This is a genomic window from Pseudomonas sp. 05N432, from assembly GCF_056396945.1.
In genome coordinates this window covers 40615-65332 of record NZ_JBFTMM010000024.1, presented here as the reverse complement: position 1 = coordinate 65332, position 24718 = coordinate 40615, and the positions used below count along the sequence as shown (strand labels likewise).

Here is a 24718-nt window from a genome sequence, read left to right as displayed (position 1 = left end):
GCCCGGGTGGTATATTGAGAGTGTCGATGCGCCGCTGCCTAATGGTTATTGCTCCACCAGTTCGGGCACCTTCACCGCCGCAGGCTTCAACACCAGCCATAACGCCCCTGCAATCAACAGCCCGCCATACAGGTGCGCCATCGACAGTGGTTCATCGAGAAACAACGCGCCCCACAACACGCCGAACGGCGGGATCATGAAGGTTACGGTCATCGACTTGACCGGGCCGATCGAACTGAGCAGGCGGAAATACAGGATGTAGGCAAACGCCGTGCAACCCAGGCCCAAGCCCAGCAGCGACAACCAGACATTCCAGCCGCCCCAGCTAACAGGCGGCTGAGTGATGACGCTGTAGCCGAACAACGGCAACACGAACAGCGTTGCGCCGAGCATGCTGCCCAATGCCGAGAGACGGCTGTCGAGGCCGCCTTGATGGTCGAGCCAGCGTCGCGCCAGGAACCCGGCGAAACCGTAGCAGGTGGTTGCCAGCAGGCAGGCGAGTGCGCCCATCAGCAATTCCATATCGAAGGCCACCGGACCTGCGCGGGTCAGGACGGCGACGCCAAACAACCCGAGGGCAACGCCGGCAATTTTTGACAGGGTGAGTCTTTCGCTGAAGAACAGGCCGCCGATCAGCACGCCCATCAGCGGGGTGGTGGCGTTGAAAATCGCCGAGTAGCCAGCCGGCAGCACTTGAGCGGCCACCGAGTACAGGGTCGCTGGAAGACCGGAGTTGATCACCCCGAGCAGCAGCACGGTTTTGAACTTGCCACGGAAATCCCAGTTGATTCGCATCAGCGCCAGAATCACCAGCAACCCGGTGGCGGCGATCGATACGCGGAAAAAAGCAGTGGGGATTGTGCCAATCACTGGGGCGATGATGCGCATGAACAGAAAGCTCGCCCCCCAAATGGCAGCAAGTGACAACATACGCAGAATATCGACGGGGTTCACAGCTCGTTCCTTCCTTTATCAGGGCGCAAGTGTCGCTGCCTCAAGGTGCCAAGGCAATGGTTGCGTTGCGTAACAATTGACCTCTAAGCTCAGCCCCAACGACAAGAACCATCCCGCAGAGGTCTTCACATGCCGCAGCCATGGCCCGCCGCCGAAATCGCCCAGATGATCCTCGACGGCTTCGACGATTACCGCGAGCATTTCCGCCAGATCACTGACGGTGCCCGGGCGCGCTTCGAAAAGGCGCAGTGGCAGGAAACGCAGATCGCGTCGGCAGCGCGGATCAACCTCTATGAAGAAAAGGTCGGTGAAACGGTGGGGTGCTTGCATCAGTCGTTCGCGGACGATGTGCTGATGGACGTCACCTGCTGGCCGCTGGTCAAAAGCGCCTATATCAGCCTGATCGACCTGCGTTTCGACGATGAATTGTCCGAGACCTGGTACAACTCGATTTTCTGCGGGCTGTTCAGTCATGACCTGATCAGCGATGGCTGCATGTTCATCCACACCACCCGACCCAGCTTGCATCGGGCCCGGGCTGCGCAGACCCGGATCTATAAGCCGCATGGTCAGTTGTCCGGCATGCTCGCGAGCATTTTTGCCGATTACCGCTTCAGCGAAGACTACGCTGACCTCGACCGCGATCTGCGCCGACTCGAAGCGCAACTGCGCGAGAGTTTGCCCGATTGGGTCTGCAAGGACCCGGAACTGAGCGTCGAGCTGTTTTCCTCGGTGCTCTACCGCAACAAGGGCGCCTACCTGGTAGGGCGCATCTATACCGCGGACGAGCAATGGCCACTGGTGATTCCGTTTCTGCACCGCGAAGGCCGAGGGATTCAGATCGACGCGTTGATCACCGATGAAGCCGAAGTGTCGATCATTTTCTCGTTCACCCGCTCGTACTTCATGGTCGATGTGCCGGTGCCGGCGGAGTTCATCGGTTTTCTCAAACGCATCCTGCCGGGCAAGCACATCGCCGAGCTGTACACCTCGATCGGTTTCTACAAACACGGCAAGTCGGAGTTCTACCGGGCGTTGATCAACCACCTGGCCAACACCGATGACCAGTTCATCATGGCCCCGGGCGTGCGCGGCATGGTCATGAGCGTGTTTACCCTGCCGGGGTTCAACACCGTGTTCAAAATCATCAAGGACCGTTTCTCGCCGTCGAAAAACGTCGACCGCGCCACGGTGATCGAGAAGTATCGCTTGGTGAAAAGCGTCGACCGGGTCGGGCGCATGGCCGATACCCAGGAGTTCGCTGACTTCCGTTTTCCGTTGAGCAAATTTGACCCGGCGTGCCTGGCCGAGCTGCTGGAAGTCGCCGCGTCGACGGTCGAAGTGGAAGGCGACACGGTGTTGATTCGCCACTGCTGGACCGAGCGGCGCATGACCCCGCTGAACCTCTACCTGGAAAACGCCAACGACGCGCAGGTGCGCGAAGCGCTGGAAGATTACGGCCTGGCGATCAAGCAACTGGCGGCGGCGAACATTTTTCCCGGTGACATGCTGCTGAAGAACTTCGGCGTCACCCGGCACGGGCGCGTGGTGTTTTATGACTACGACGAGATCTGCTTTCTCACCGAAGCCAACTTCCGCCACATCCCGCAACCGCGCACCCCGGAAGACGAAATGGCCTCCGAGCCGTGGTATTCGATCGGGCCGCTGGACGTGTTTCCCGAAGAGTTCCCACCGTTCCTGTTCGCCGATTCCGCGCAGCGCCGATTGTTCGATCAACTGCATGGCGAGTTGTACAACGCCGATTACTGGAAAGGCCTGCAAGCGGCAATTCGCGCCGGCAAGGTGATCGATGTGTTTCCGTATCGGCGCAAAGGCCTCGATAACGAATAACCGGCTCCGCGCAACCCTGTAGCAGCTGGCGAAGCCTGCGTCCGAGGACGAAGTCCTCGCAAAACCGGTGCTCGCGGTCCATCAGGAATACCCGGGAAGCAGGTTTTACGACTGCTTCGCAGCCGAACGCAGGCTTCGCCAGCTGCTACAAGGATCTCGTTTGCTCGTTAAATCTGCGACAATCCGCCCCCTGCGCCACTAGACGACCTTTGCGTACCTGATGACTGACGAATCGCCTTCAATCGACAAACTGCTGAAAAACCTCGATCACGCCATGCTTGCCGACCGCCACCGGCTGCGGCGGCAGTTGCTCGAGCTGCGCAAGAAACCCGACGACGCCAAGCTGGCCTTGTGGGTGACGCGCATGCAAGCGTCTTGCGACCAGGTGGTGGCGCGACGTGCCAGCCTGCCGCTGATTCGTTACGACGACAGCCTGCCGATCGCCGCCAAGCGCGACGAAATCAAGGAGGCGCTGCTCAAGCATCAGGTGCTGATCATCGCCGGCGAAACCGGCTCGGGTAAAACCACCCAACTGCCGAAGATCTGCCTGGAAATCGGTCGCGGCCAGCACGGTCTGATCGGTCACACCCAGCCGCGTCGAATTGCTGCGCGCAGCGTCGCGAGCCGGGTCGCCGAAGAGCTGGCGACGCCGCTCGGTGCCTTGGTCGGCTATCAGGTGCGGTTCGAGGATCAGAGTGATGCCAATACCCTGATCAAACTGATGACCGACGGCATCCTGCTGGCGGAAACCCAGAACGACCGCTACCTCGAACGCTACGACACGATCATCGTCGACGAAGCCCACGAACGCAGCCTGAACATCGACTTCCTGCTCGGTTACCTGAAAACCCTGCTGCCGCGTCGCCCGGACCTGAAAGTCATCATCACCTCGGCGACCATCGATCTCGAGCGCTTCTCCAAGCATTTCGACGATGCGCCGATTGTTGAAGTCTCGGGCCGTACTTTCCCGGTGGACACCTGGTATCGGCCGCTGACGCTGGAACAGGACGAAGAGGGCAACCGGGTCGAAGACGACCTGACCGTGGATCAGGCGATCCTCGCCACCCTCGACGAAATTGCCGCATACGAACGCAGCGAACGCCGCAGTCCCGGCGACGTGCTGGTGTTCCTGCCCGGCGAGCGCGAGATTCGTGACGCCGCGGACATGCTGCGCAAGGCCCAGCTCAAACACACCGAAATCCTGCCGTTGTACGCACGGCTGTCGCCGGCCGAGCAGCAGCGGATTTTCCAGTCCCACCCGGGCCGTCGCGTGGTGCTGGCGACCAACGTCGCGGAAACCTCGCTGACCGTGCCGGGCATTCGTTACGTGATCGACAGCGGTACCGCGCGCATCAGCCGTTACAGCTACCGGGCCAAGGTCCAGCGCTTGCCGATCGAGGCGATTTCCCAGGCCAGCGCCAACCAGCGTAAAGGCCGTTGCGGACGGGTCGAGCCGGGCATTTGCATCCGTCTGTACAGCGAAGAAGATTTCATCGGTCGGCCGGAATTTACCGACCCGGAAATTCTCCGCACCAACCTCGCGGCGGTGATTCTGCAGATGCTCCATCTGCGCCTCGGGGAAATCACCGATTTCCCGTTTATCGAGCCGCCGGATGGCAAGGCCATCAGCGACGGTTTCAACCTGCTGCAAGAACTCTCGGCAGTCGACCGCAACAGCCAGCTGACCCCACTGGGGCGGCAACTGGCGCGGCTGCCGGTGGACCCGCGCATGGGCCGGATGTTGCTCGAAGCGGCGAAACTCGGCAGCTTGCAGGAAGTGCTGATCGTTGCCAGTGCGATGTCGATCCAGGACCCGCGCGAGCGTCCACCGGAACGTCAGCAGGCCGCCGATCAGGCCCACGCACAATGGAAAGACGTGGACTCGGATTTCGCCGGGCTGGTCAATCTGTGGCGTGGCTTTGAAGAGCAACGCCAGGCCCTGACCGCCAGCCCGCTGCGCAATTGGTGCCGCAAGAATTTCCTGAATTACCTGCGCCTGCGCGAGTGGCGCGACTCCCATCGTCAGTTGAGCCTGATCTGCCGCGACATGCAGTTGAGCCTGAACAAAGAGCCGGCTGACTACCCGAAACTGCACAAAGCGGTGCTGTCCGGGTTGCTCAGCCAGATCGGCCAGAAAACCGAGGACGGCGATTACCTGGGGGCGCGTCAGCGGCGCTTCTGGATTCACCCGTCGTCGGGGCTGGGCAAGAAGCGCCCGCAATGGCTGATGACTGCCGAACTGGTGGAAACCACCAAGCTTTATGCGCGCATGGTGGCGAAGATCGAGCCGGACTGGATCGAGCCGCTGGCCGGGCACCTGATCAAGAAGAACCACTTCGAACCGCATTGGGAAAAGAAGCGCGGACAGGTCGTGGCCTACGAGCAAATCACCCTGTTCGGGTTGATCGTGGTCGGTCGCCGGCCGGTGCATTACGGGCCGATCGATCCTGTCACCTCGCGTGAACTGTTTATCCGCGAAGCGCTGGTACGCGGAGAGATTCAGTCGAAAGCCAAGTGTCTGTCTGCCAATGAGCAATTGTTGGAACAGCTCGACGAACTGGAGGCCAAGGCCCGTCGTCGCGACATTCTGGCAGACGAGGAAACCCTGTTTGCCTTCTACGACGCGCGCTTGCCGGCAGAGATCCATCAGACCGCGACCTTCGACAGCTGGTATCGGATCAACAGCCAGAAAGACCCGCAATTGCTGATCATGCGCGAAGAAGACGTGCTGGCTCGCGAAGCCAGCGAAGTCACCGCCGCGCATTACCCGGACACCTTGCGCCTGGGCGATTTGACCTTGCCGTTGAGTTACCACTTCGAGCCCAACCATCCCCGCGACGGCGTGACCTTGCGCGTACCGGCACCGCTGTTGCCGATGCTGCCGCCGGAGCGCCTGGAATGGCTGGTGCCAGGGGTGATCGAAGCCAAGAGCATCGCCCTGGTGCGTAACCTGCCCAAGGCCTTGCGCAAGAACTTCGTGCCGGTGCCGGACTTTGTCAAAGCGGCGTTGCAGCGCATCACCTTCGCCGACGGTTCCCTGCCGCAGGCATTGGGTCGCGAACTGTTGCGCATGACCGGTGCGCGGGTCAGTGATGAGGCCTGGGCCGAAGCGGCGCAGCAGGTTGAAAGTCATCTGCGGATGAACCTGGAAATCGTCGATGGCCAGGGCAAGTTTCTCGGTGAAGGCCGTGATCTGGCCGAGCTGACCGCACGTTTCGCCGAGGCCAGCCAGGCGGCTTTGGCGGTACCACAGACGGCGAAAAGCCAACAGCCGGTGGAGGCCAAGGTCTTCGCCGCGGTGGCCGAGAAAACCCAACAGAAGATCGCCGGGCTGTCGATGACGGTCTACCCGGCGCTGGTGGAAGAGGCGGGCACCGTTAAGGAAGGGCGTTTTTCGACCCCGGCCGAGGCCGAGTTCCAGCATCGTCGGGCGTTGCAGCGGTTGCTCATGCAGCAACTGGCCGAGCCGGCGAAGTTCTTGCGCGGGAAGCTGCCGGGGCTCACCGAGCTGGGCCTGATGTACCGCGAGCTGGGGCGTATCGACAGTCTGGTGGAAGACATCCTGCTGGCGAGCCTCGACAGCTGCATTCTCGACGGCGAAGCGAGCTTGCCGCGTGACGGCGCGGGTTTGGCTTCGCTGGCCGAGCGCAAGCGCGGTGCATGGACCGAGCATGCCGAGCGTCTGGCGAAACTGACGCTGGAAACGCTCAAGCTCTGGCACGCTTTGCAGAAGCGCTTCAAAGGCAAGATCGACCTGGCGCAAGCGGTGGCCCTGAACGACATCAAGCAGCAGCTCAGTCACCTGGTGTATCCGGGCTTTGTCCGTGAAACCCCGATGCAGTGGCTCAAGGAGCTGCCGCGTTACTTGAAAGCCGTCGAGCAGCGTTTCGAGAAACTCGGCGCTCAGGTGCAGAAGGACCGGGTCTGGAGCGGCGAGTTGTCCGGTCTCTGGGCTCAATACCAGACCCGCGCCAACAAACACGCGCAGGAAGGCAAGCGCGATCCGCAACTTGAGCTCTATCGCTGGTGGCTGGAGGAATACCGGGTTTCGCTGTTCGCCCAGCAATTGGGGACCAAGGTGCCGATCTCCGACAAGCGTTTGAGCAAGCAATGGACCCAAGTCGAACCGTAAACCCTGTGGGAGCGAGCCTGCTCGCGAAGGGGCCAGAAAACTCAGTATCAATGTTGACTGACACACCGCTTTCGCGAGCAGGCTCGCTCCCACAGGTCTGCCATTGTTCGTGCGGCAGGGGCCAAACGCCAATGTTTATGGCAAACTTCGCCGTTATAAACACCGCCCCCGCAGATTTTAGCCTTCGCAGCCGGGCGGATCGGAATCAAGAGATGCCAGGTTGATGCCCTTCGACGGGATAAACCCTTTATGTGTTGGTACGTCGGTGCCAATACTTTCTGCCTGAACAGATTAGAGAAACGACCATGCATAATGTCGTCATCAGCGGCACCGGCCTGTACACACCGGCCAACAGCATCTCCAACGAAGAGCTGGTGCAGTCTTTCAATACTTACGTCGCTCAGTTCAATGCTGACAACGCTGACGCCATCGAGCGCGGTGAAGTGGAAGCGTTGACCGAATCCAGCGCCGCCTTTATCGAAAAAGCCTCGGGGATCAAAAGCCGCTTTGTCATGGACAAGGAGGGCATTCTCGATCCAAAGCGCATGGCACCTCGTTTGCCCGAGCGTTCCAATGACGAATGGTCGGTGCTTTGCCAGATGGCCATTGGCGCTGCCGAGCAGGCCCTGCAACGCGCCGGCAAGACGGCGGCGGACATCGACGGGGTGATCGTTGCCTGCTCCAACCTGCAACGTGCCTATCCGGCCATTGCAATCGAAGTCCAGGAAGCGCTGGGTATCGAAGGTTTCGGTTTTGACATGAACGTGGCCTGTTCCTCGGCGACATTCGGCATTCAGGCTGCCGCCAACAGCGTACAGCTGGGCCAGGCCCGGGCGATCCTGATGGTCAACCCGGAAGTCTGCACCGGTCACCTGAACTTCCGCGACCGCGACAGCCACTTCATCTTCGGTGACGCCGCCACTGCGGTAATCATCGAACGTGCCGACCTGGCCACGTCCAAGTATCAGTTCGACATCGTCAGCACCAAACTGCTGACCAAGTTCTCCAACAACATTCGCAACAACTTCGGCTTCCTCAACCGCGCGGCGGAAGAGGGCATCGGTGCCCGTGACAAATTGTTCGTCCAGGAAGGCCGCAAGGTGTTCCGTGATGTCTGCCCGATGGTCGCGGAACTGATCGCTACCCACCTGGACGAAAACAAGCTGAACATCAGTGACGTGAAGCGTTTCTGGCTGCACCAGGCCAACCTCAGCATGAACCACCTGATCGTCAAGAAGCTGCTGGGCCGCGAAGCCACCGAAGAAGAAGCCCCGGTGATTCTCGACACGTATGCCAACACCAGCTCCGCCGGTTCGGTGATTGCCTTTCACAAGAACCAGGACGATTTGCCAGCTGGTTCGCTGGCAGTACTCAGCTCGTTTGGTGCCGGTTATTCGATTGGCAGCGTGATTCTGCGCAAGCGTTGAGTTGTGAAGGGCAGTGACAAGCCTGAGTCATGCACCCCCTCGCCACAGGAAATCAGTATTGATGACTGACGACACGCAACTGCTCGCCCGCCTGTTGGCGGGCGAGCAGCAGGCTTTCAAGGAGTTKGTCGGCACCTACCAGAGCGCCATGCGGGCGGTGGCTTATGCCATCGTCGGTAACCGGCATGCCGACGAAGTGGTGCAGGATGCCTGGCTGTCGGTGGTGCGCAACCTGAACGGGTTCGAGGGGCGTTCCAGCCTCAAGACCTGGCTGTTGACCATCACCGCCAACGCGGCAAAAGGTCGATACAAACAAAACCGCCGGGAAGTCTTGCTCGATGACCTGCCGTCACCCCACGGCACCATCGATGATGATCGTTTCTCCGCCGCTGATGGCCACTGGCTGGTGGCGCCGTTCAGCTGGCATCAGGACACCCCGGAAGCGCTGCTCACCGAAAACGAACTGCGTGAATGCCTGGAGCATACCTTGCTCAGCCTGTCGGAACTGCAAAGCAGCGTGCTGCTGTTGCGTGAGCGCCAGGGCCTGGAGCTGGAGGAAATTTGTAATCTTCTGGAGATCTCGCTCTCCAATGTTCGTGTGCTGCTGCACCGCGCACGGTTGAAGGTGTTTGCAACCGTGGAGCATTTTGAGGAAACCGGCGAATGTTGACCTGTAAGGAACAAGTAGCGCGGTCCAGCGATTATCTCGATGGCCAGTTGAGCTTTCGTGAGCGGCTGATGGTGCGCCATCATTTGATGTTTTGCCCCAATTGCCGACGGTTCATCCGACAGATGCGCCTGATGCAGGCGACCTTGCGCGCCATGCCCGAAAAACCGCTTCCCGGTGTCGACGAGCTCGCCGCGCGGTTGGCCGCCGAACAGCAAAAGGGTAAACAGTAATTTCAGGTCACACCTCCCTCAGACTTCGTTTTGACCCCGCTTCGGCGGGGTTTTTATTTCGGCAAGGGCCGTGGATGGGCGATACTCGGCGGGTCTGTAGGCAACAACCGCAGGGGAACAGGATGCCGTTACACGTTTTGGACAGTCTGTCCGCCATCGCGCCTCAAGAGTGGGACGCGCTGGTGCCCGAGACTCAGCCGTTTCTGCGTCACGCTTTTCTCGGGGCGCTGGAAGACAGTGGCAGCCTGGGGCCGCAGTCCGGCTGGCAGCCGGAGCATCTGCTGCACATCGAAGACGGTCGGCTGCTCGCGGCAATGCCGAGTTACCGCAAATGGCATTCCTACGGCGAATACGTGTTCGACCATGCCTGGGCCGATGCCTGCGAGCGCGCCGGGATCGATTACTACCCCAAACTGTTGACGGCTGTGCCGTTCAGCCCGGTCAGCGGGCCACGGTTGCTGGCGGCGAATGTGCAGGATGGTTTCGAACTGCTGAACAGCATCCCGGGTTATCTGGAAATTGAAGGGCTCTCCAGCGCCCATATCAACTTTACCGACGCCTTTACCGACGCAGCATTGGCCGAGCAACCGGGCTGGTTGCAACGCATCGGTTGCCAGTACCACTGGCAGAATCGCGGTTATCGGGATTTTCAGGACTTCCTTGATGCATTGAGCTCACGCAAGCGCAAGCAGATGCGCAAGGAGCGTGAACAAGTGGCGGGGCAGGGCATCGAGTTTGAATGGCTTGAGGGGCATCAACTCGACCAGGCACAGTGGGATTTTGTCTATGCCTGTTACGCCAATACTTATGCGGTGCGTCGGCAGTCGCCGTACCTGACGCGGGAGTTTTTCAGCCTGTTGGCTGAACGCATGCCCGAAGCCATTCGGGTAGTCCTGGCCAAACAAGGATCACGGCCGGTGGCCATGGCCTTTAGCCTGGTCGGTGGCGATAGCTTTTATGGACGTTATTGGGGCTGCCTGGCGGAGTTCGACCGCCTGCACTTCGAGACCTGTTTCTATCAAGGCATGGACTATGCGATCGCCAACGGTTTCCAGCGTTTCGATGCCGGTGCCCAGGGCGAGCACAAATTGATTCGTGGTTTTGAACCGGTGATCACCCATTCCTGGCACTACTTGCGTCACCCGGGATTGAAGTCGGCGGTGAAGGATTTTCTTGAGCGCGAACGTTTGGGTGTCATGGGCTATGCAGAAGAAGCGAAGAGCGCCTTGCCCTACCGCCAGGGCTGACTTTCATTGGCGCTGGTGGCTATCTTCCGTAGCAGCTGCCGAGCCCGCGAGGCTGCGTCCGGCTGCGAAGCAGCCGTAAAATCAAATGGTCACTCGGTTAGATCGCGTAAACAGCAATTACGACTGCTCCGCAGCCGGACGCAGCCTCGCGGGCTCGGCAGCTGCTACAGCGCTCTTGTCTCAATCGATGCCGACAAACCCACCGGTCTGGTGCTGCCACAGCCGCGCATACAACCCGCCATGAGCCAGCAGTTCGGCATGGCTGCCGGTTTCGGCGATATGGCCTTTTTCCAGCACCACCAGGCGATCCATCCGCGCGATGGTCGAGAGTCGGTGAGCGATGGCAATCACGGTCTTGCCCTGCATCAGGGTTTCCAGGCTTTCCTGAATCGCCGCTTCGACTTCCGAGTCCAGCGCCGAGGTCGCTTCGTCCATGATCAGGATCGGCGCGTCCTTGAGCAGCACCCGGGCGATGGCGATCCGTTGGCGCTGGCCGCCAGAGAGTTTCACCCCACGTTCACCGACATGAGCATCGAAACCGGTGCGGCCTTCAGCATCCGATAGCAACGGGATGAACTCGTCGGCGCGGGCCTTGCGGACTGCTTCCCAGAGTTCTTCGTCGGTGGCGTCGGGTTTGCCGTAAAGCAGATTGTCACGGATCGAACGGTGCAGCAGCGAGGTGTCCTGAGTGATCATGCCGATCCGCTCGCGCAGGCTTTCCTGGGCCACGCTGGCGATGTTCTGCCCATCGACCAGGATCTGCCCGCTCTGCAGGTCGTAGAGGCGCAGCAGCAGATTGACCAGGGTCGATTTGCCGGCGCCTGAAGGGCCGATCAAACCGATTTTTTCACCGGGTTTGATGGTCAGGTTGAGGTCGTCGATGATTCCGCTTTTCTTGCCATAGTGAAACGTCACGTGTTCGAAACGCACTTCGCCACGGGCCACTTCCAGGCGTGGTGCCGGTACGCGGTCGGTGACGCTGATCGGTTGGGCGATGGTTTGCAGGCCGTCCTGGACCATCCCGATGTTTTCGAAGATGCCGTTGACCACCCACATGATCCAGCCCGACATGTTGACGATGCGGATCACCAGGCCGGTGGCCAGGGCAATGGCACCGACCGAAATCAGCGACTGGGTCCACAGCCACAGCGCAAGGCTCGTGGTGCCGACGATCAGCAGGCCGTTCATGCTAGTGATGACCACGTCCATGCTGGTGACGACGCGGCCGGCCAGTTGGGATTTTTCGGTTTGTTCTGCGATGGCTTCGCGGGCGTATTGCTGTTCGAAGTTGGTGTGGGCGAAGAGCTTCAGCGTGGTGATGTTGGTGTAGCCGTCGACGATCCGGCCCATGAGTTTGGAGCGCGCATCGGAGGACACCACCGAGCGTTCCTTGACCCGCGGCACGAAGTAGCACAGTGCGCCGATGTAGCAGGCGATCCAGGTCAGCAGCGGGATCATCAGGCGCCAGTCGGCTTCGGCGAACAGCACCAGCGAGCTGATCGCATAGATCAGCACATGCCATAACGCGTCGACAGCTTGCACCGCCGAGTCGCGCAGGGAGTTACCGGTCTGCATGATCCGTTGGGCGATGCGGCCGGCGAAATCGTTCTGGAAAAAATTCAGGCTCTGTTTGAGCACGTAGCTGTGGTTTTGCCAGCGAATCATGCTGGTCATGCCGGGGCTCAGGGTTTGATGCACCAGCAGGTCATGCAGGCCGACGAATATCGGTCGCAGAAAAAGTGCGACCACCGCCATCCAGGCCAGCTCGACGCCATGGATTTTGAAGAAGTCCGTGTTTGGCGTGCCTTGGGCCAAATCGATGATTCGACTCAGGTAACTGAACAGCGCCACTTCGATCAGCGCGCCGATCAAACCGACGACCAACAGCGCGGCAAAACTCGGCCAGACCTGACGTAAATAATAGGTATAGAAGGGGAGAACCCGGCTCGGCGGAGCCGCCGTCGGGGCGTCACGGAAAATATCGATCAGTTTTTCGAAACGACGATAGAGCATCAGATAAACGCCCGCGTACGGGCTCTCCTTTTTTCGATGCGAGCGGCGCGGTGAACACACCGCTACCGCTCAGGACGCCTAATGCAGTTTAGTCGATGCGCTTGGCCGACTTGATCAGCACCGGGTCGATGGGCACATTCTGCATGCCTTGCTTGGTGGTGGTTGGCGAGTTGACGATGATGTCGACAACGTCCATGCCTTTCACGACTTTGGCGAACACCGCGTAACCGGCATCGCGGCCCGGGTCGAGGAAGTCGTTGTCCTTGACGTTGATGAAGAACTGGCTGGTGGCCGAATCCGGATCGGAGGTGCGCGCCATCGACAGGGTGCCACGCACGTTATGCAGGCCGTTGCTGGCTTCGTTCTTGATCGGTGCTTCGGTAGGCTTCTGTTGCATCGACGTCGTGAAGCCGCCGCCCTGAGCCATGAAACCCGGGATCACGCGGTGGAAAATGGTGTTGTTGTAGAAACCTTTGTCGACGTAAGCGAGAAAGTTCTTGGTACTGATCGGCGCCTTGACCGGGTCCAGTTCGATTTCGATCTGGCCGTTGGTCGTTTCCAGCAGCACGTGCGGTGCTGGGGCGGCCATCAGGTTGGTGGCGAACAATACTGCGCCTGTGACTAGGGCGATTTTTTTCAGCATGGGTCAGTGATCCTGGGTAGTGGTGTCGACTGCGGTTAGAAATTCAAGCAGGGTTTGGTTGAAACGGTCTGGCTGGTCCAATGGCGTTGCGTGGCGTGAATCTTCGATCACTACCAGCCGCGCATCGGGCAGCAGTTTTACATAGTCTTCTTTCACCGAAACCGGGGTGTAGTCATGGTCGGCGCTGATGATGAGGGTTGGACAGGTGATTCTTGAAAGTCGTTCCTGCACACCCCAGCCAACAATGGCCTTGAAGCTGGCGAGATAAGCACGTTTGTCGTTTTTTGCCCAGCGCTCGGCGATCTTACGCCGCAGATCGGCTTGTTCGGGTTTGGGAAACAACATGCGTCCCAAGGCCTTGCCGATGGTTTCCATGTTCAACAGATGAGCCATGCTCCAGCGTTTGAGCAGCCACCAGTAGTCGCTGAGTTTTTTCATTCTGACCTGGGGCTGGCTGTTGACGATGCTCAGGCTCTTGAGCATCTGCGGCTGATCCACCGCCAGCTGAAAACCGATCATCCCGCCCATGGACAACCCGACCAGATGCGCCGGGCCGAGCTTCAGGTGTTCGATCAGCGCGACCAGGTCGGCGCTGAAACCGGCAATGCTATAGCGCTCGCGGGGTTTGTCGGACCGACCGTGGCCGCGTACATCCGGGACGATCACCCGGTAACGGGTCGAGAGCTCCGGGATCTGTTTTTCCCAGTCCAGCGTACTCGAGCCCAGCCCGTGAACCAGCAGCAGGGGTGTGCCGTGGCCATATTCCTCGTAGTGCAGGGTGCAACCTTCATGTTCGAAATAGGCCATGGTGCAACTCCTTGTCAGGCTTGTTCCGGGGCCGCGAACGGCGCATCCAGCGGCGCGGTGTCGAAGGTGCGCAGCAACTCGACGAGAATCTGCGTGGCCGGCCMCAGGGGTTTGTCCTTGTTTGAATACAGAAAGAAGGTCGGATGGCGACTGCCACCCTGATCCAACGGTAGCACCTTGAGCAGGCCTTCCTTGAGTTCTCGTTCGATCATGTGCCGTGGCAGCCAGGCAAAACCCAGGCCGCTGCTGACGAACGTGGCCGCGGTGGCCAGGCTGCCGACGGTCCAGCGCTGTTCGGCACCCAGCCAGCCGACATCACGCGGTTGCTGGCGACCGGAGTCGCGGATCACCACCTGCAACTGGCTTTCGAGGTCGTGGAAGCTCAGTTCACGATTGAGGCGATGCAAGGCATGTTCGGGGTGGGCGACGGCAACGAACTCGACATCACTCAGCTCCGCGCCCAGGTAACCGGGAATGTTGAAGCCACTGATGGCCAGGTCCGCCACGCCTTCGAGCAGCACTTCCTCGACCCCGGACAGTACCTCTTCACGTAGACGTACCCGGCAGCCGCGACTTTGCGGCATGAACGCGCTCAAGGCGCGAACCAGTCGCGCGTTCGGGTAAGCGGCGTCGACCACCAGCCGCACTTCCGCCTCCCAGCCTTGCTCCATGTGGTGCGCCAGATCTTCAAGCTGACTGGCCTGTTTGACCAGTTGCCGCGAGCGGCGTAGCAGCACGCCGCCGGCTTCGGTCAGCACCGCCTTACGGCCGTCGATGCGCAACAGCGGCACACCGAGCTGGTCCTGCATGCGCGCGACGGTATAGCTGACGGACGACTGCGAACGGTGCAGCGCTTCGGCGGCCTGGGCGAAACCACCGTGGTCGACCACGGCCTGTAGTGTTCGCCATTGATCAAGGGTCACGCGGGGCGCTTTCATGATGAGCTCCTCTTGTCCTAAGCTGGCAGCTTCCATTGGAGGCTGCCAAATGAAAAAAATCTGTTGTGTGGTGCTGGCGATGTTGCCGCTGACCGCGTTTGCCTACCCCATTGATGTACAAAAACAACTCAACGGCCTGAAAATCGACTACACCACCCATGACACCGCACACGACATTGGCGCCATTACGCTGAACAACTCCAGCGGTAAAGCCGCCGAATGCACGGTGGCATTCCGCAATGGCCCGGAATTACCGCGCACTCGCCGCGTGAGCCTGGAGCCAGGCAAAAGCGCCGACCTCTCGGCCAGGTTCAACCGTGAAATCATCAAGCTGTACATCACCCTGACCTGCAAACCCAAATAAGGGCGGTTGCACAGGCGGGGCAGATACGCTCCGCTTATAAACGAATTTGTTGATGGTTTATAGCAGTTATTTGTGCTTTTTCATCGATACAACACTGTTTAATCTCCACTCCATCGACTTACAGCATTCACCGATGGAGGCTACATCCCATGTCCCGCGTTCTGATCATCGAAAGCAGTGCCCGCCAGCAAGACTCGGTATCGCGTCAGCTGACTCAAACCTTCATCAGCCAATGGAAAGCCGCACACCCGGCCGACCAGATCACTGTTCGTGACCTGGCGACCCATCCGGTTCCACACCTGGATGCCAATCTGTTGGGCGGCTGGATGAAACCTGCCGAGCAGCGCAACGAAACCGAACAGTCGTCGCTGGAGCGCTCCAACCAGTTGACCGACGAACTGCTGGCTGCCGACGTCCTGGTCATGGCCGCACCGATGTACAACTTCGCGATTCCCAGCACCCTCAAAGCCTGGCTCGACCACGTGCTGCGTGCCGGTGTGACCTTCAAGTACACCGAAACCGGCCCGCAAGGTCTGCTCAGCGGCAAGCGTGCTTATGTGTTGACCGCTCGCGGTGGCATCTACGCCGGTAGCACCTCCGATCACCAGGAACCGTACCTGCGTCAGGTCATGGCGTTCATCGGCATCCACGACGTCACCTTCATTCACGCCGAAGGCATGAACCTGGGCGGTGACTTCCACGAAAAGGGTCTGAACCAGGCCAACGCCAAGCTTGCCCAGGTTGCCTGAACCGTTAATCGCCAGATAATCACCTGATGGTTAAGTAGCTCCCGCACCTCCTTCAAGCCGGTTCGCGCATCGAACCTCCCTTTGCACTTGTTGCTCATGAGTGCTCTAGCCCGATTGAACGCTTTAGCGAGATCGGGCTTTTTTTTGCCTGCGGTTTTGTGGAGGATTGACACACCGCTATCGCGAGCAGGCTCGCTCCCACAGGGGATTTGTGTGTTGYCTGATGATTCGCAGTGAATAGCAAAACCCGCTATCGTCGCCGCCATTCGAAACGAGGCGAGCATGGGCTATCTACTTTTTGTCACGCTGATCCAGGCGTTTTCCTTCAGTCTGATCGGCGAATACCTGGTCGGTCATGTCGACAGCTATTTCGCGGTGCTGGTGCGGGTGTTGCTGGCCGGGCTGGTGTTCATTCCGTTGACCCGCTGGCGTCAGGTGGAACCGGCATTCATGCGCGGGATGCTGTTGATCGGCGCGTTGCAGTTCGGCGTGACCTACGTCTGCCTGTACCTGAGCTTCCGGGTGCTGACGGTGCCGGAAGTCTTGCTGTTCACCATCCTCACGCCATTGCACGTGACCTTGATCGAAGATGCGCTGAACCGCCGCTTCAATCCCTGGGCGCTGGTGGCGGCATTGGTTGCGGTGCTCGGTGCGGCAGTGATCCGTTATGACCGGATCAATCCGGACTTCTTCATGGGATTTTTGCTGCTGCAACTGGCCAACTTCACCTACGCCGCAGGCCAGGTGCTGTACAAACATCTGGTGGCACGCCATCCGAGCGACCTGCCGCATTATCGGCGCTTTGGTTACTTTTACCTCGGCGCGCTGGCCGTGGCCCTGCCGGCGTTTCTGCTGTTCGGCAAACAGAACTTCCTGCCGGAAGCGCCGCTGCAATGGGGCGTGCTGGTGTTCCTCGGACTGGTGTCCACCGCGTTGGGCCTGTACTGGTGGAACAAGGGCGCCTGCCTGGTCAGCGGCGGGACATTGGCGGTGATGAACAATTTGCATGTGCCGGTGGGGCTGCTGATCAACTTGCTGATCTGGAATCAGCATGAAGCGCTGGGGCGGCTGTTCCTGGGTGGCTCGGTGATTCTGGCAGCGGTGTGGATCAGTCGGTTGGGTGTTCGGCAAGTCGCAACGCCAGCGTAGGTGGAGAGTGGCTCCTAAGGGAGCTGCTGTTCTATTGGGGTTACGTTGACACCCGGACTTAAAAAATCGATGTGGTAGCCCGAAGAGCCATCTCCTATCGCCAAATGGACACCACTGATGCCCTCATTCATCTGGGAATTGACCTGGTAATTGATAGTGGACGCGATTGACTCATTCACCCCGATAGCGAACTCAGTCAGTTTTAGGCCGCGAGGACCCGCTGCGAGCTCAAGAAGATTTATGTGTTCAGCATTCTTCGTTTTAAAGGAAGTTATTGTGTTGTTCTCTACCGTGAGAAGCGCCTCTTCGTCTGCAATACGTTGTGTCAGTATTTGAAGTGATGCTTTCAGGTCTTCTGATAGCGCTGGATTGGTCCTCCTCAAGACAGTCAATATTCCTGATACTTTCAAGCTTCCGTGAAATGTAAATGGGCAGGGTTCTTGTGGTTTCATGTGGGCGTAATGAACTTCGAAAAATTCGGCCACGGATTGAATGAAGTTGTGGGTGATGTCTTCTTCAATCAGTGCATAAGGTGAGGCGTGCTTGTTAATGGTGACTACAGCATCGGCGTCATTACCTGAAAGCTGAAAGCTCCTGTAGCTGTTCAGCATGTTCAATGTTGCTCGCTGTGTCGTTAGTGCTTTCCTGAAGTCACTGCTTAATAGTAGTTTTAAGCTGTAAATCGCACTTGTAACAGATGGGTCAAATACTTGAGCTGCGCAGAAAATACTTTTTTTGATTTTGGTGTTTTTGGCGAGCTCGAAGGCACGTTTGGCAGCGTTATTGCTGAAAGAAAAAATAATGCTGTTTTTGGGTAGTGTTGTTATGTTTTTCAGGCTCAATGTCTTGAGCTCTAGCATTGAGCACTCATTCAGAAAAACTGGGGAGTCAGCGATTACTGCTACTTCATCTTGATCAAATAGCGTATGGATCATGTTTGACGTGGACATGGCTTGGTTCTCACTTGGGGCAATGGGCGCCAGGAGATTTCTTGGCGCCCATTGACGTTACTTAGTCTTCAGTGTGAGCCCATGCCAATGGAGCCCAGCCAAAATTGTCAGGGTCTGAGGTGATCCGGTTGAGTTTTTCATAATAGCTGTTCTGCTTATCCATAAGAGTTCATCCTTTATTTATTTTTCATTATTTAGCCTCCTTGAGGTGCTCAAGAAGTGCCTGCATTAGGTCATGGTTTTTTCTAGGGTTCAATTGATTTTAAGGTTATTGATAGAGTGATTTGGTATTTTGGGTGGGCTTTCTGGGCGCCTAAAGTTATTTGTGTAGGTTGTCTCTGTAGGCTTGTTCTGATTTTTGGAGAAGTTGAGTCTGATTGGTTGTGGGTGGACGTACTAAACAGGTAGGTTGGTTTTTGCCTGTTATGTATTGCTCGCTTGAATGGGGGCGTCCTACATCAATTATATAGAGAGCTGGCGATGTACCCTTCGAAGAAATACCTCACGGATGATTCTGTTCAGTCGGCATTGGCGTTGGCTGATCTTACCGAGTCAAGTGTCCCCGAACATGCCATACGGATATTGCTCATTGAAGTTGTCGAAGGGCTTGCTAAAAAAGGTTGGCCCAGCGCCGAGGTACAGACCGGTCCGCGTATTGTTTCTGCGGAGGAGAATTATGGTTTGTTGGGTTATGACCCTGCTGAAATCACGCTCGGTAGCGAACACACTCGCTGGGTCGACGACCATTCCTTATTACGTACGCAGACCACCAGTCAAATCCCGGCTGCGCTCCAGCGTGCGGCGCAGAGGCGGCAGCCGGACGAAATGATCCTGTTGGCTGCGCCCGGAATTACCTTTCGCCGTGACAGTCGTGATCGATGGCATTGTGCTGAACCCCATCAAATGGATATCTGGGTGCTGGGCGATCCGGAGCTTTCGACGCGTGAGCATTTATTGCGTTTGGTGGGCGATATCCTCCAGTTGGCAGTTCCTGACAAGCCCTGGATCCATCGCGACAGCCCACATCACTACACCGAAGGTGGAATCGAAGTAAATCTGCTAAATAATGACCTGCCCGTTGAGGTATTGGAGTGCGGTTGTATTGCTGCTTCGTTATTGAAGCGGTTACAGATTGATCCAACGAAGCATGGTGGACTGGCCTTGGGCATGGGATTGGATCGCTTGACCATGTTGCGCAAAGGTATTCCGGATATTCGTCTGCTTCGTGACCCCAATGCACGCGTACAAGCGCAGATGAATGACTTGAAACCGTGGAAAGCAGTATCACGCTTACCCTCAATTACCCGAGATATTTCCTTAGCGGTAACGCCAGGCCAAAGCGAAGAAGTATTGACCGAAAAGATGTTGCAGGCAGCCGGAGAGTGTTCAGGCTGGATCGAGGAAATGCAGATCAAAGGGCGCTGGCCTCTGGCGGAGTTGCCTCTTCAAGCGATTGAGCGTCTGGGGATTTTACCCGGGCAGGAGAATGTGCTTTTACGAGTAGTTCTGCGTGATAGTTCACGTTCGATAACCACTGCCGAGGCCAATGGTTTGTACGAGAGAATCCAATCGGCGCTGCACGAGGGAGTTCCTGGTGCGGGTTACAAAATGGATAGTCAGAAGCGCTAGGTTTGCTTCGCCCCTCGTAGGAGCAAAGCTTGCTCGCGATGAGCGATAACGCGGTTTACCCGATAGACCGCGGTGTCTGCATCGCGAGCAGGCTCGCTCCCACAGGGGGATATGTGCAGCTACATCGAGCGTTTTTCTGGCTCAGGGATGTGGCTCGCGCCGAGTACTGCCGGGAGTAATCCGGCCCTGAGATCCCCGCCGCTCGGCTGCTGATACAAACTCAAACCAAACTCCGGCAGCACTGCCAGCAGATAATCGAAGATATCGCCCTGGATCCGCTCGTAATCGGCCCATGCCGTGGTGCGAGTGAAGCAGTAGATTTCCAGTGGCACGCCCTGAGCAGTGGTTTGCATCTGGCGGACCATGCAGGTCATGTTCGGTTGAATTTCCGGATGACTCTTCAAATACGCCAACGCATAAGCGCGAAAGGTTCCAATGTTGGTCATCCGCCGGCGGTTGGCCGACATCGCCGCGACGTTGCCCTGGGCCTCGTTCCAGCTCTTGAGCTCGGCCTGTTTGCGGCTGATGTAATCGGTGAGCAAGCGCACCTGGGTCAGCTTCTGTTCTTCATCGTCATGGATGAAGCGCACGCCACTGGCGTCGATGAACAGGCTGCGCTTGATCCGTCGGCCGCCTGACTGCTGCATGCCGCGCCAGTTCTTGAACGATTCGGACATCAAGCGCCAGGTCGGGATCGAGACGATGGTCTTGTCGAAGTTCTGCACCTTGACCGTATGCAGGGTGATATCCACCACGTCGCCATCGGCGCCCACTTGCGGCATTTCGATCCAGTCGCCGACCCGCAGCATGTCGTTGCTGGTCAGTTGCACGCTGGCGACGAACGACAGCAGGGTGTCCTTGTAGACCAACAGAATCACTGCCGACATGGCGCCCAGACCCGACAGCAGCAACAGCGGCGAACGGTCGATCAGGGTCGCGACGATGATGATCGCGCCGAACACGAACAGCACCATTTTCGCTAACTGCACGTAGCCTTTGATCGAGCGCGTGCGGGCATGTTCGGTGCGTGCGTAGATGTCCAGCAAGGCGTTGAGCAGGGCGCTCAGGGCCAGCACCAAAAACAGGATGGTGAAGGACAGGGCGACGTTGCCGAGGAAATTCTGAATGGTTTTGCTCAGTTCCGGCACCAGGTTCAAACCGAACTGGATCACCAGCGACGGGGTCATTTGCGCCAGTCGATGGAACACTTTGTTTTGGAACAAATCGTTGAACCACTGCATCGCCGGTTGCCGGCCGAGCAATTTGACGGCGTGCAGCACCACATAGCGCGCCACTCGTCCGAGCAGCAAGGCGATCACCAACAACACCATCAGCGCCAGGCTGGAATGCAGAAGCGGGTGCTGGTCGAGAGCGCCCCAAAGGTCTTGGGTATTGAGCCAGAGCTGTTTGAGATCCATGGGTTAAAACGATTCTTCTGTGGGACGAGAGGGGGCGATTAGAGCATTTAAGACGCATCGAGTTACGTTCAGGGACAAATCCGCTAACAAAATCGCCATTGTTTGCGTCCGATTGCATAAAGAAACTCGGCCTTCGCGCTCGAAACCGTTACCCTATGCAGCTGATTTTTTGTATTTCTTCGAGGTAGCACCCGTGTTTTCCCAATTCGCCCTGCACGAACGCCTGCTCAAAGCCGTGGCCGAGCTTAAATTTGTCGAGCCAACGCCAGTGCAAGCAGCGGCTATCCCGCTCGCGCTCCAAGGGCGTGACCTGCGGGTGACTGCGCAAACCGGTAGCGGCAAAACCGCTGCATTCGTATTGCCGATCCTCAACCGTTTGATCGGCCCGGCCAAAGTCCGCGTCAGCATCAAGACCCTGATCCTGCTGCCGACCCGCGAGCTGGCCCAGCAGACCATCAAGGAAGTTGAACGCTTCGCGCAGTTCACGTTTATCAAGTCCGGCCTGATCACCGGCGGTGAAGACTTCAAGGTCCAGGCCGCCATGCTGCGCAAGGTGCCGGACATCCTGATCGGTACTCCGGGCCGGATGATCGAGCAACTGAACGCCGGCAACCTCGACTTGAAAGAAGTTGAAGTGCTGGTGCTCGACGAAGCCGACCGCATGCTCGACATGGGCTTTGCCGAAGACGTACAGCGTCTGGTCGACGAGTGCACCAATCGTCAGCAGACCATGCTGTTCTCCGCGACCACCGGTGGTTCGGGCCTGCGCGAGATGATCGCCAAGGTCCTGAACAACCCTGAGCACTTGCAGCTCAATGCCGTCAGCCAGTTGAACGACACCACCCGTCAGCAAATCATCACCGCTGACCACAACCAGCACAAAGAACAGATCGTTAACTGGTTGCTCGCCAACGAGACCTACCAGAAGGCCATCGTCTTCACCAACACCCGGGCCATGGCCGACCGTATCTACGGCCGTCTGGTGGCGCAGGAGTACAAGGCGTTMGTCTTGCACGGCGAGAAAGACCAGAAGGATCGCAAGCTGGCGATCGACCGTCTGAAGCAGGGCGGGGTCAAGATCCTCGTCGCCACCGACGTTGCGGCTCGCGGCCTGGACGTGGAAGGCCTGGACCTGGTGATCAACTTCGACATGCCACGCAGCGGCGACGAATACGTTCACCGTATCGGTCGTACCGGGCGTGCCGGCAACGATGGCCTGGCCATCTCGCTGATCTGCCACGGCGACTGGAACCTGATGTCGAGCATCGAGCGCTACCTCAAGCAGAGCTTCGAGCGCCGCACCATCAAGGAAGTCAAAGGCACCTACGGCGGACCGAAAAAGGTCAAGGCCTCGGGCAAAGCCGTTGGCGTGAAGAAGAAAAAGGTCGACGCCAAAGGCGACAAGAAAAAGACCGGCGCCAAGGCCCCGACCAAACGCAAGATTGCCAACCGCCCGAAGACCGACGCCCTGTCGCTGGTCAGCAAGGACGGCATGGCGCCGCTCAAGCGCCGCAAGCCGCAAGCGCCGGCCGCTGAATAACGCGCTTTGGCGATCCCATAAAAAACCCGGACAGTGTCCGGGTTTTTTCATTTTTGGCTTATGGCGATCTCGAGGTCGGGCCTCGCTCCTCGGACGCACTCAGCCAGAAACTCCACAGGCTTTTGAGACCATAAAATTCGAGCCGTGAAGGTGTGTGTCAATAAAGACATATTTCGCAACAAATCAGCGCCCGACTTATTGACGTCAGAATGATGGCAACTTAACATTGCGCCATCATATTGATATCACTTGTCGTCTCGAGGGATCGAACATGTACCTGCACACCCTCGGGAAGAGGTTGTGTGCGGCTTTGCCGTGTCTATTGCTGAGTTTCACCAGCGTAAACCTTGCCCACGCCGCACCCACCCCTGGTGAAACCGACCTGATCCGCGAACGTCAGGATCGCCTGCTCGAAGAGCAGCGCCGGCGTCTCGAAGAGCTCAAGGAACTGCCCGGTAAAGCGGCCAAACCGACGGCCCCTACAGCCCCAGCCGACACCCGCTGCTTCCCGATCAAAGACATCGACCTCAAAGGCGCCGACAGCCTTTCGGCCCGTGAACGCGAGCGTTTGCTCAAGCCTTACATCGATCAATGCCTGGGCGTCACTCAGCTCAACGAGCTGCTGAAAGTCATTACCGACAGCTACCTCGAGAAAGGTCTGGTGACCAGTCGTGCCTACTTGCCGCAGCAGGATTTGTCTGCCGGTCATTTGCAGGTGCTGGTGGTCGAGGGCAAGCTCGAAGGGATCAAAGGCGCGGAGGGCAGCAAGCTGTCGGACCGTGAGTTGTCCATGGCATTCCCTGGCAAGACCGGTGAGCTGGTCAACCTGCGCGAGATCGAGCAACTGGTCGATCAGTTGAACCGTTTGCCGTCGAATCAGGCACAGATGGAATTGGCCCCCGGTAAAGCCGTGGGCGGCAGCGAAGTGCGGGTCAAGAACACCCCGCAAAAGCCCTGGCGCGCCGGTTTGTCGCGCACTAACGAAGGCCAGCGCAGCACCGGCGAGCAGCAGTGGGGCACGACCTTTGACTGGGACAATCCGCTGGGGCTGGCGGATCAGTTGATGTTGCGCGGTGGTCACGACGCGGTAAGCGATCATAACCACACCTCGAGCAACGCCATGCTCGATTACAACCTGCCGTGGGGCTGGTGGAACTTCAATTACAGCTACAACCAGAGCGATTACAGCTCGCAGATTGCCGCCAATGGCTACAACTTCAAGCAGACCGGCGACAGCACGACTCACCAGTTCAAGGCCGAGCGCGTGATCTATCGCGATGCCGTGAGCAAGACGTCCTTGAGCGCCGGCGTGTCTCACATGCGGATTAACAATTTCATCGAAGGCAGCAAGCTGGCCCTGAGCAGCAACCATCTGAGCGAAGCGCAATTCGGGATCAACCACGGGCGGCGTGTCGGCTCGGCTTTCGTCAACCTCGACCTGGGCATGCAGAAAGGTATCGGCGCCTTCGATGCCCAGAGTAACGGTCATCCAGGCCCTGGGGACGCGGATGCGCGGTACCGCAAATACACCGGCACCCTGAGCTACTTGCAGCCGTTCAAGCTCTGGGGCGAGTCGTTGAGCTTCAGCAGTTTGATGACCGGCCAGCGCAGCGAGGACGTGCTGTTCAGCCCGCAGCGCACCAGCCTGGGCGGGTTGTCGTCGATCCGTGGTTACAAGGACCAGTCGTTGTCCGGTGACAGCGGTGGTTACTGGCGCAATGACCTGCGCTGGAGTCGCCCGGTGAACTGGGCATGGCTGCGTCCGGTGTTCGCTGAATACGGCACCAGCCTGGGCTACGACCAAGGCGTGATCAGTCATGGCCGCTACAACGGCGAGCAACATGGGCGGATGTCGAGTGACTCGATCGAGTTGTTTGCCAAGGGGCAGCATGTGTCCGCCAGCGTGACCTTCGCCCACTCCCTGGAGCGGCCGGATGCGTTGACCGAGCGCGAAGCTCCGATCTATTTCCGCGTGGATTTCTCCCTCTAACTTTCGTTTAGTCGAGA

19 protein-coding genes are annotated in these 24718 nt (G+C 58.4%); 12 read left to right on the top strand and 7 right to left on the bottom strand.

Features of this window, described 5'->3' with window-relative positions:
• Positions 1–45 precede the first annotated feature (45 nt).
• Positions 46–954, bottom strand: coding sequence for a DMT family transporter (locus AC1DHT_RS26210; RefSeq protein WP_427540625.1), 909 nt, complete (start codon positions 952–954; stop codon positions 46–48).
• Between the two features lie 129 nt (positions 955–1083).
• Here AC1DHT_RS26210 and aceK point away from each other — a divergent pair, with 129 nt between their 5' ends.
• From aceK to AC1DHT_RS26180, 6 genes are all read left to right on the top strand, one after another.
• On the top strand, positions 1084–2805 hold the full coding sequence (gene aceK / locus AC1DHT_RS26205; RefSeq protein WP_427540628.1) for a bifunctional isocitrate dehydrogenase kinase/phosphatase: 1722 nt from the start codon (positions 1084–1086) through the stop codon (positions 2803–2805).
• A 220-nt stretch (positions 2806–3025) separates the two neighbouring features.
• A complete protein-coding gene (gene hrpA, locus AC1DHT_RS26200; protein ID WP_427540631.1) occupies positions 3026–6937 on the top strand; it encodes an ATP-dependent RNA helicase HrpA in 3912 nt (1303 codons plus the stop codon).
• A 305-nt stretch (positions 6938–7242) separates the two neighbouring features.
• Positions 7243–8364 carry a beta-ketoacyl-ACP synthase III gene (locus AC1DHT_RS26195; protein WP_427540634.1) on the top strand — a complete coding sequence of 374 codons (1122 nt, stop codon included), beginning with the start codon at positions 7243–7245 and terminating at the stop codon, positions 8362–8364.
• Positions 8365–8425: 61 nt separating this feature from the next.
• Positions 8426–9034, top strand: coding sequence for an RNA polymerase sigma factor (locus AC1DHT_RS26190; protein WP_477761528.1), 609 nt, complete (start codon positions 8426–8428; stop codon positions 9032–9034).
• Positions 9028–9264 (top strand): anti-sigma factor family protein, encoded by a 237-nt coding sequence (locus tag AC1DHT_RS26185; protein ID WP_427540640.1) that lies wholly within the window; start codon positions 9028–9030, stop codon positions 9262–9264. Before AC1DHT_RS26190 ends, AC1DHT_RS26185 begins: the two co-directional genes overlap by 7 nt.
• Positions 9265–9386: 122 nt before the next feature.
• Positions 9387–10511, top strand: coding sequence for a GNAT family N-acetyltransferase (locus AC1DHT_RS26180; protein WP_427540643.1), 1125 nt, complete (start codon positions 9387–9389; stop codon positions 10509–10511).
• 180 nt (positions 10512–10691) lie between these two features.
• Here the strand turns inward: AC1DHT_RS26180 and AC1DHT_RS26175 are convergent, their stop codons facing one another.
• The 4 genes from AC1DHT_RS26175 to AC1DHT_RS26160 all read right to left on the bottom strand — a co-directional run bounded on the left by AC1DHT_RS26175 (position 10692) and on the right by AC1DHT_RS26160 (position 14912).
• A complete protein-coding gene (locus AC1DHT_RS26175) occupies positions 10692–12524 on the bottom strand; it encodes an ABC transporter ATP-binding protein (protein WP_427531351.1) in 1833 nt (610 codons plus the stop codon).
• An 88-nt stretch (positions 12525–12612) separates the two neighbouring features.
• The gene (locus tag AC1DHT_RS26170) at positions 12613–13167 is read right to left on the bottom strand and encodes a peptidylprolyl isomerase (protein ID WP_427531353.1); all 555 of its coding nucleotides are present in this window, start codon (positions 13165–13167) and stop codon (positions 12613–12615) included.
• Between the two features lie 3 nt (positions 13168–13170).
• On the bottom strand, positions 13171–13974 hold the full coding sequence (locus AC1DHT_RS26165; protein WP_427540646.1) for an alpha/beta fold hydrolase: 804 nt from the start codon (positions 13972–13974) through the stop codon (positions 13171–13173).
• Positions 13975–13988: 14 nt separating this feature from the next.
• Positions 13989–14912 (bottom strand): PA3225 family LysR-type transcriptional regulator, encoded by a 924-nt coding sequence (locus AC1DHT_RS26160; protein ID WP_477761527.1) that lies wholly within the window; start codon positions 14910–14912, stop codon positions 13989–13991.
• A 49-nt stretch (positions 14913–14961) separates the two neighbouring features.
• Here AC1DHT_RS26160 and AC1DHT_RS26155 point away from each other — a divergent pair, with 49 nt between their 5' ends.
• The 3 genes from AC1DHT_RS26155 (at position 14962) to AC1DHT_RS26145 (ending at position 17174) form a co-directional block, all read left to right on the top strand.
• Positions 14962–15276 carry a 3-phosphoglycerate kinase gene (locus tag AC1DHT_RS26155; RefSeq protein ID WP_427540649.1) on the top strand — a complete coding sequence of 105 codons (315 nt, stop codon included), beginning with the start codon at positions 14962–14964 and terminating at the stop codon, positions 15274–15276.
• Positions 15277–15425: 149 nt separating this feature from the next.
• Entirely contained in the window at positions 15426–16025 is a 600-nt protein-coding gene (locus AC1DHT_RS26150) for an FMN-dependent NADH-azoreductase (RefSeq protein ID WP_054596217.1), read from the top strand.
• Between the two features lie 282 nt (positions 16026–16307).
• Positions 16308–17174, top strand: a complete 867-nt coding sequence (locus AC1DHT_RS26145) for a carboxylate/amino acid/amine transporter (protein WP_427540652.1) — start codon at positions 16308–16310, stop codon at positions 17172–17174.
• Positions 17175–17188: 14 nt separating this feature from the next.
• On the opposite strand, the gene AC1DHT_RS26140 is transcribed toward AC1DHT_RS26145, so the two are convergent.
• On the bottom strand, positions 17189–18124 hold the full coding sequence (locus tag AC1DHT_RS26140) for a CgnE/CgnB domain-containing protein (protein WP_427540655.1): 936 nt from the start codon (positions 18122–18124) through the stop codon (positions 17189–17191).
• A gap of 480 nt (positions 18125–18604) precedes the next feature.
• Here AC1DHT_RS26140 and srmL point away from each other — a divergent pair, with 480 nt between their 5' ends.
• Entirely contained in the window at positions 18605–19753 is a 1149-nt protein-coding gene (gene srmL / locus AC1DHT_RS26135) for a PheS-related mystery ligase SrmL (protein ID WP_427540658.1), read from the top strand.
• A 119-nt stretch (positions 19754–19872) separates the two neighbouring features.
• Here the strand turns inward: srmL and AC1DHT_RS26130 are convergent, their stop codons facing one another.
• On the bottom strand, positions 19873–21171 hold the full coding sequence (locus AC1DHT_RS26130; RefSeq protein WP_427540661.1) for a mechanosensitive ion channel family protein: 1299 nt from the start codon (positions 21169–21171) through the stop codon (positions 19873–19875).
• Positions 21172–21364: 193 nt separating this feature from the next.
• Between AC1DHT_RS26130 and AC1DHT_RS26125 the strand changes: the two genes are divergently transcribed.
• Positions 21365–22711 carry a DEAD/DEAH box helicase gene (locus AC1DHT_RS26125; RefSeq protein ID WP_477761526.1) on the top strand — a complete coding sequence of 449 codons (1347 nt, stop codon included), beginning with the start codon at positions 21365–21367 and terminating at the stop codon, positions 22709–22711.
• 271 nt (positions 22712–22982) lie between these two features.
• Entirely contained in the window at positions 22983–24701 is a 1719-nt protein-coding gene (locus tag AC1DHT_RS26120) for a ShlB/FhaC/HecB family hemolysin secretion/activation protein (protein ID WP_427540664.1), read from the top strand.
• The last annotated feature ends 17 nt before the right edge of the window (positions 24702–24718 follow it).

Bases quoted from the DNA above. Each gene is read 5' to 3' on its own strand.
- AC1DHT_RS26175 (WP_427531351.1), bottom strand. From the start codon at position 12,524: ATGCTCTATCGTCGTTTCGAAAAACTGATCGATATTTTCCGTGACGCC.
- hrpA (WP_427540631.1), top strand. From the start codon at position 3,026: ATGACTGACGAATCGCCTTCAATCGACAAACTGCTGAAAAACCTCGAT.
- AC1DHT_RS26130 (WP_427540661.1), bottom strand. From the start codon at position 21,171: ATGGATCTCAAACAGCTCTGGCTCAATACCCAAGACCTTTGGGGCGCT.
- AC1DHT_RS26165 (WP_427540646.1), bottom strand. From the start codon at position 13,974: ATGGCCTATTTCGAACATGAAGGTTGCACCCTGCACTACGAGGAATAT.
- AC1DHT_RS26150 (WP_054596217.1), top strand. From the start codon at position 15,426: ATGTCCCGCGTTCTGATCATCGAAAGCAGTGCCCGCCAGCAAGACTCG.
- AC1DHT_RS26195 (WP_427540634.1), top strand. From the start codon at position 7,243: ATGCATAATGTCGTCATCAGCGGCACCGGCCTGTACACACCGGCCAAC.
- AC1DHT_RS26145 (WP_427540652.1), top strand. From the start codon at position 16,308: ATGGGCTATCTACTTTTTGTCACGCTGATCCAGGCGTTTTCCTTCAGT.
- AC1DHT_RS26185 (WP_427540640.1), top strand. From the start codon at position 9,028: ATGTTGACCTGTAAGGAACAAGTAGCGCGGTCCAGCGATTATCTCGAT.
- AC1DHT_RS26170 (WP_427531353.1), bottom strand. From the start codon at position 13,167: ATGCTGAAAAAAATCGCCCTAGTCACAGGCGCAGTATTGTTCGCCACC.
- srmL (WP_427540658.1), top strand. From the start codon at position 18,605: ATGTACCCTTCGAAGAAATACCTCACGGATGATTCTGTTCAGTCGGCA.
- AC1DHT_RS26140 (WP_427540655.1), bottom strand. From the start codon at position 18,124: ATGTCCACGTCAAACATGATCCATACGCTATTTGATCAAGATGAAGTA.
- AC1DHT_RS26155 (WP_427540649.1), top strand. From the start codon at position 14,962: ATGAAAAAAATCTGTTGTGTGGTGCTGGCGATGTTGCCGCTGACCGCG.
- AC1DHT_RS26180 (WP_427540643.1), top strand. From the start codon at position 9,387: ATGCCGTTACACGTTTTGGACAGTCTGTCCGCCATCGCGCCTCAAGAG.
- aceK (WP_427540628.1), top strand. From the start codon at position 1,084: ATGCCGCAGCCATGGCCCGCCGCCGAAATCGCCCAGATGATCCTCGAC.
- AC1DHT_RS26120 (WP_427540664.1), top strand. From the start codon at position 22,983: ATGTACCTGCACACCCTCGGGAAGAGGTTGTGTGCGGCTTTGCCGTGT.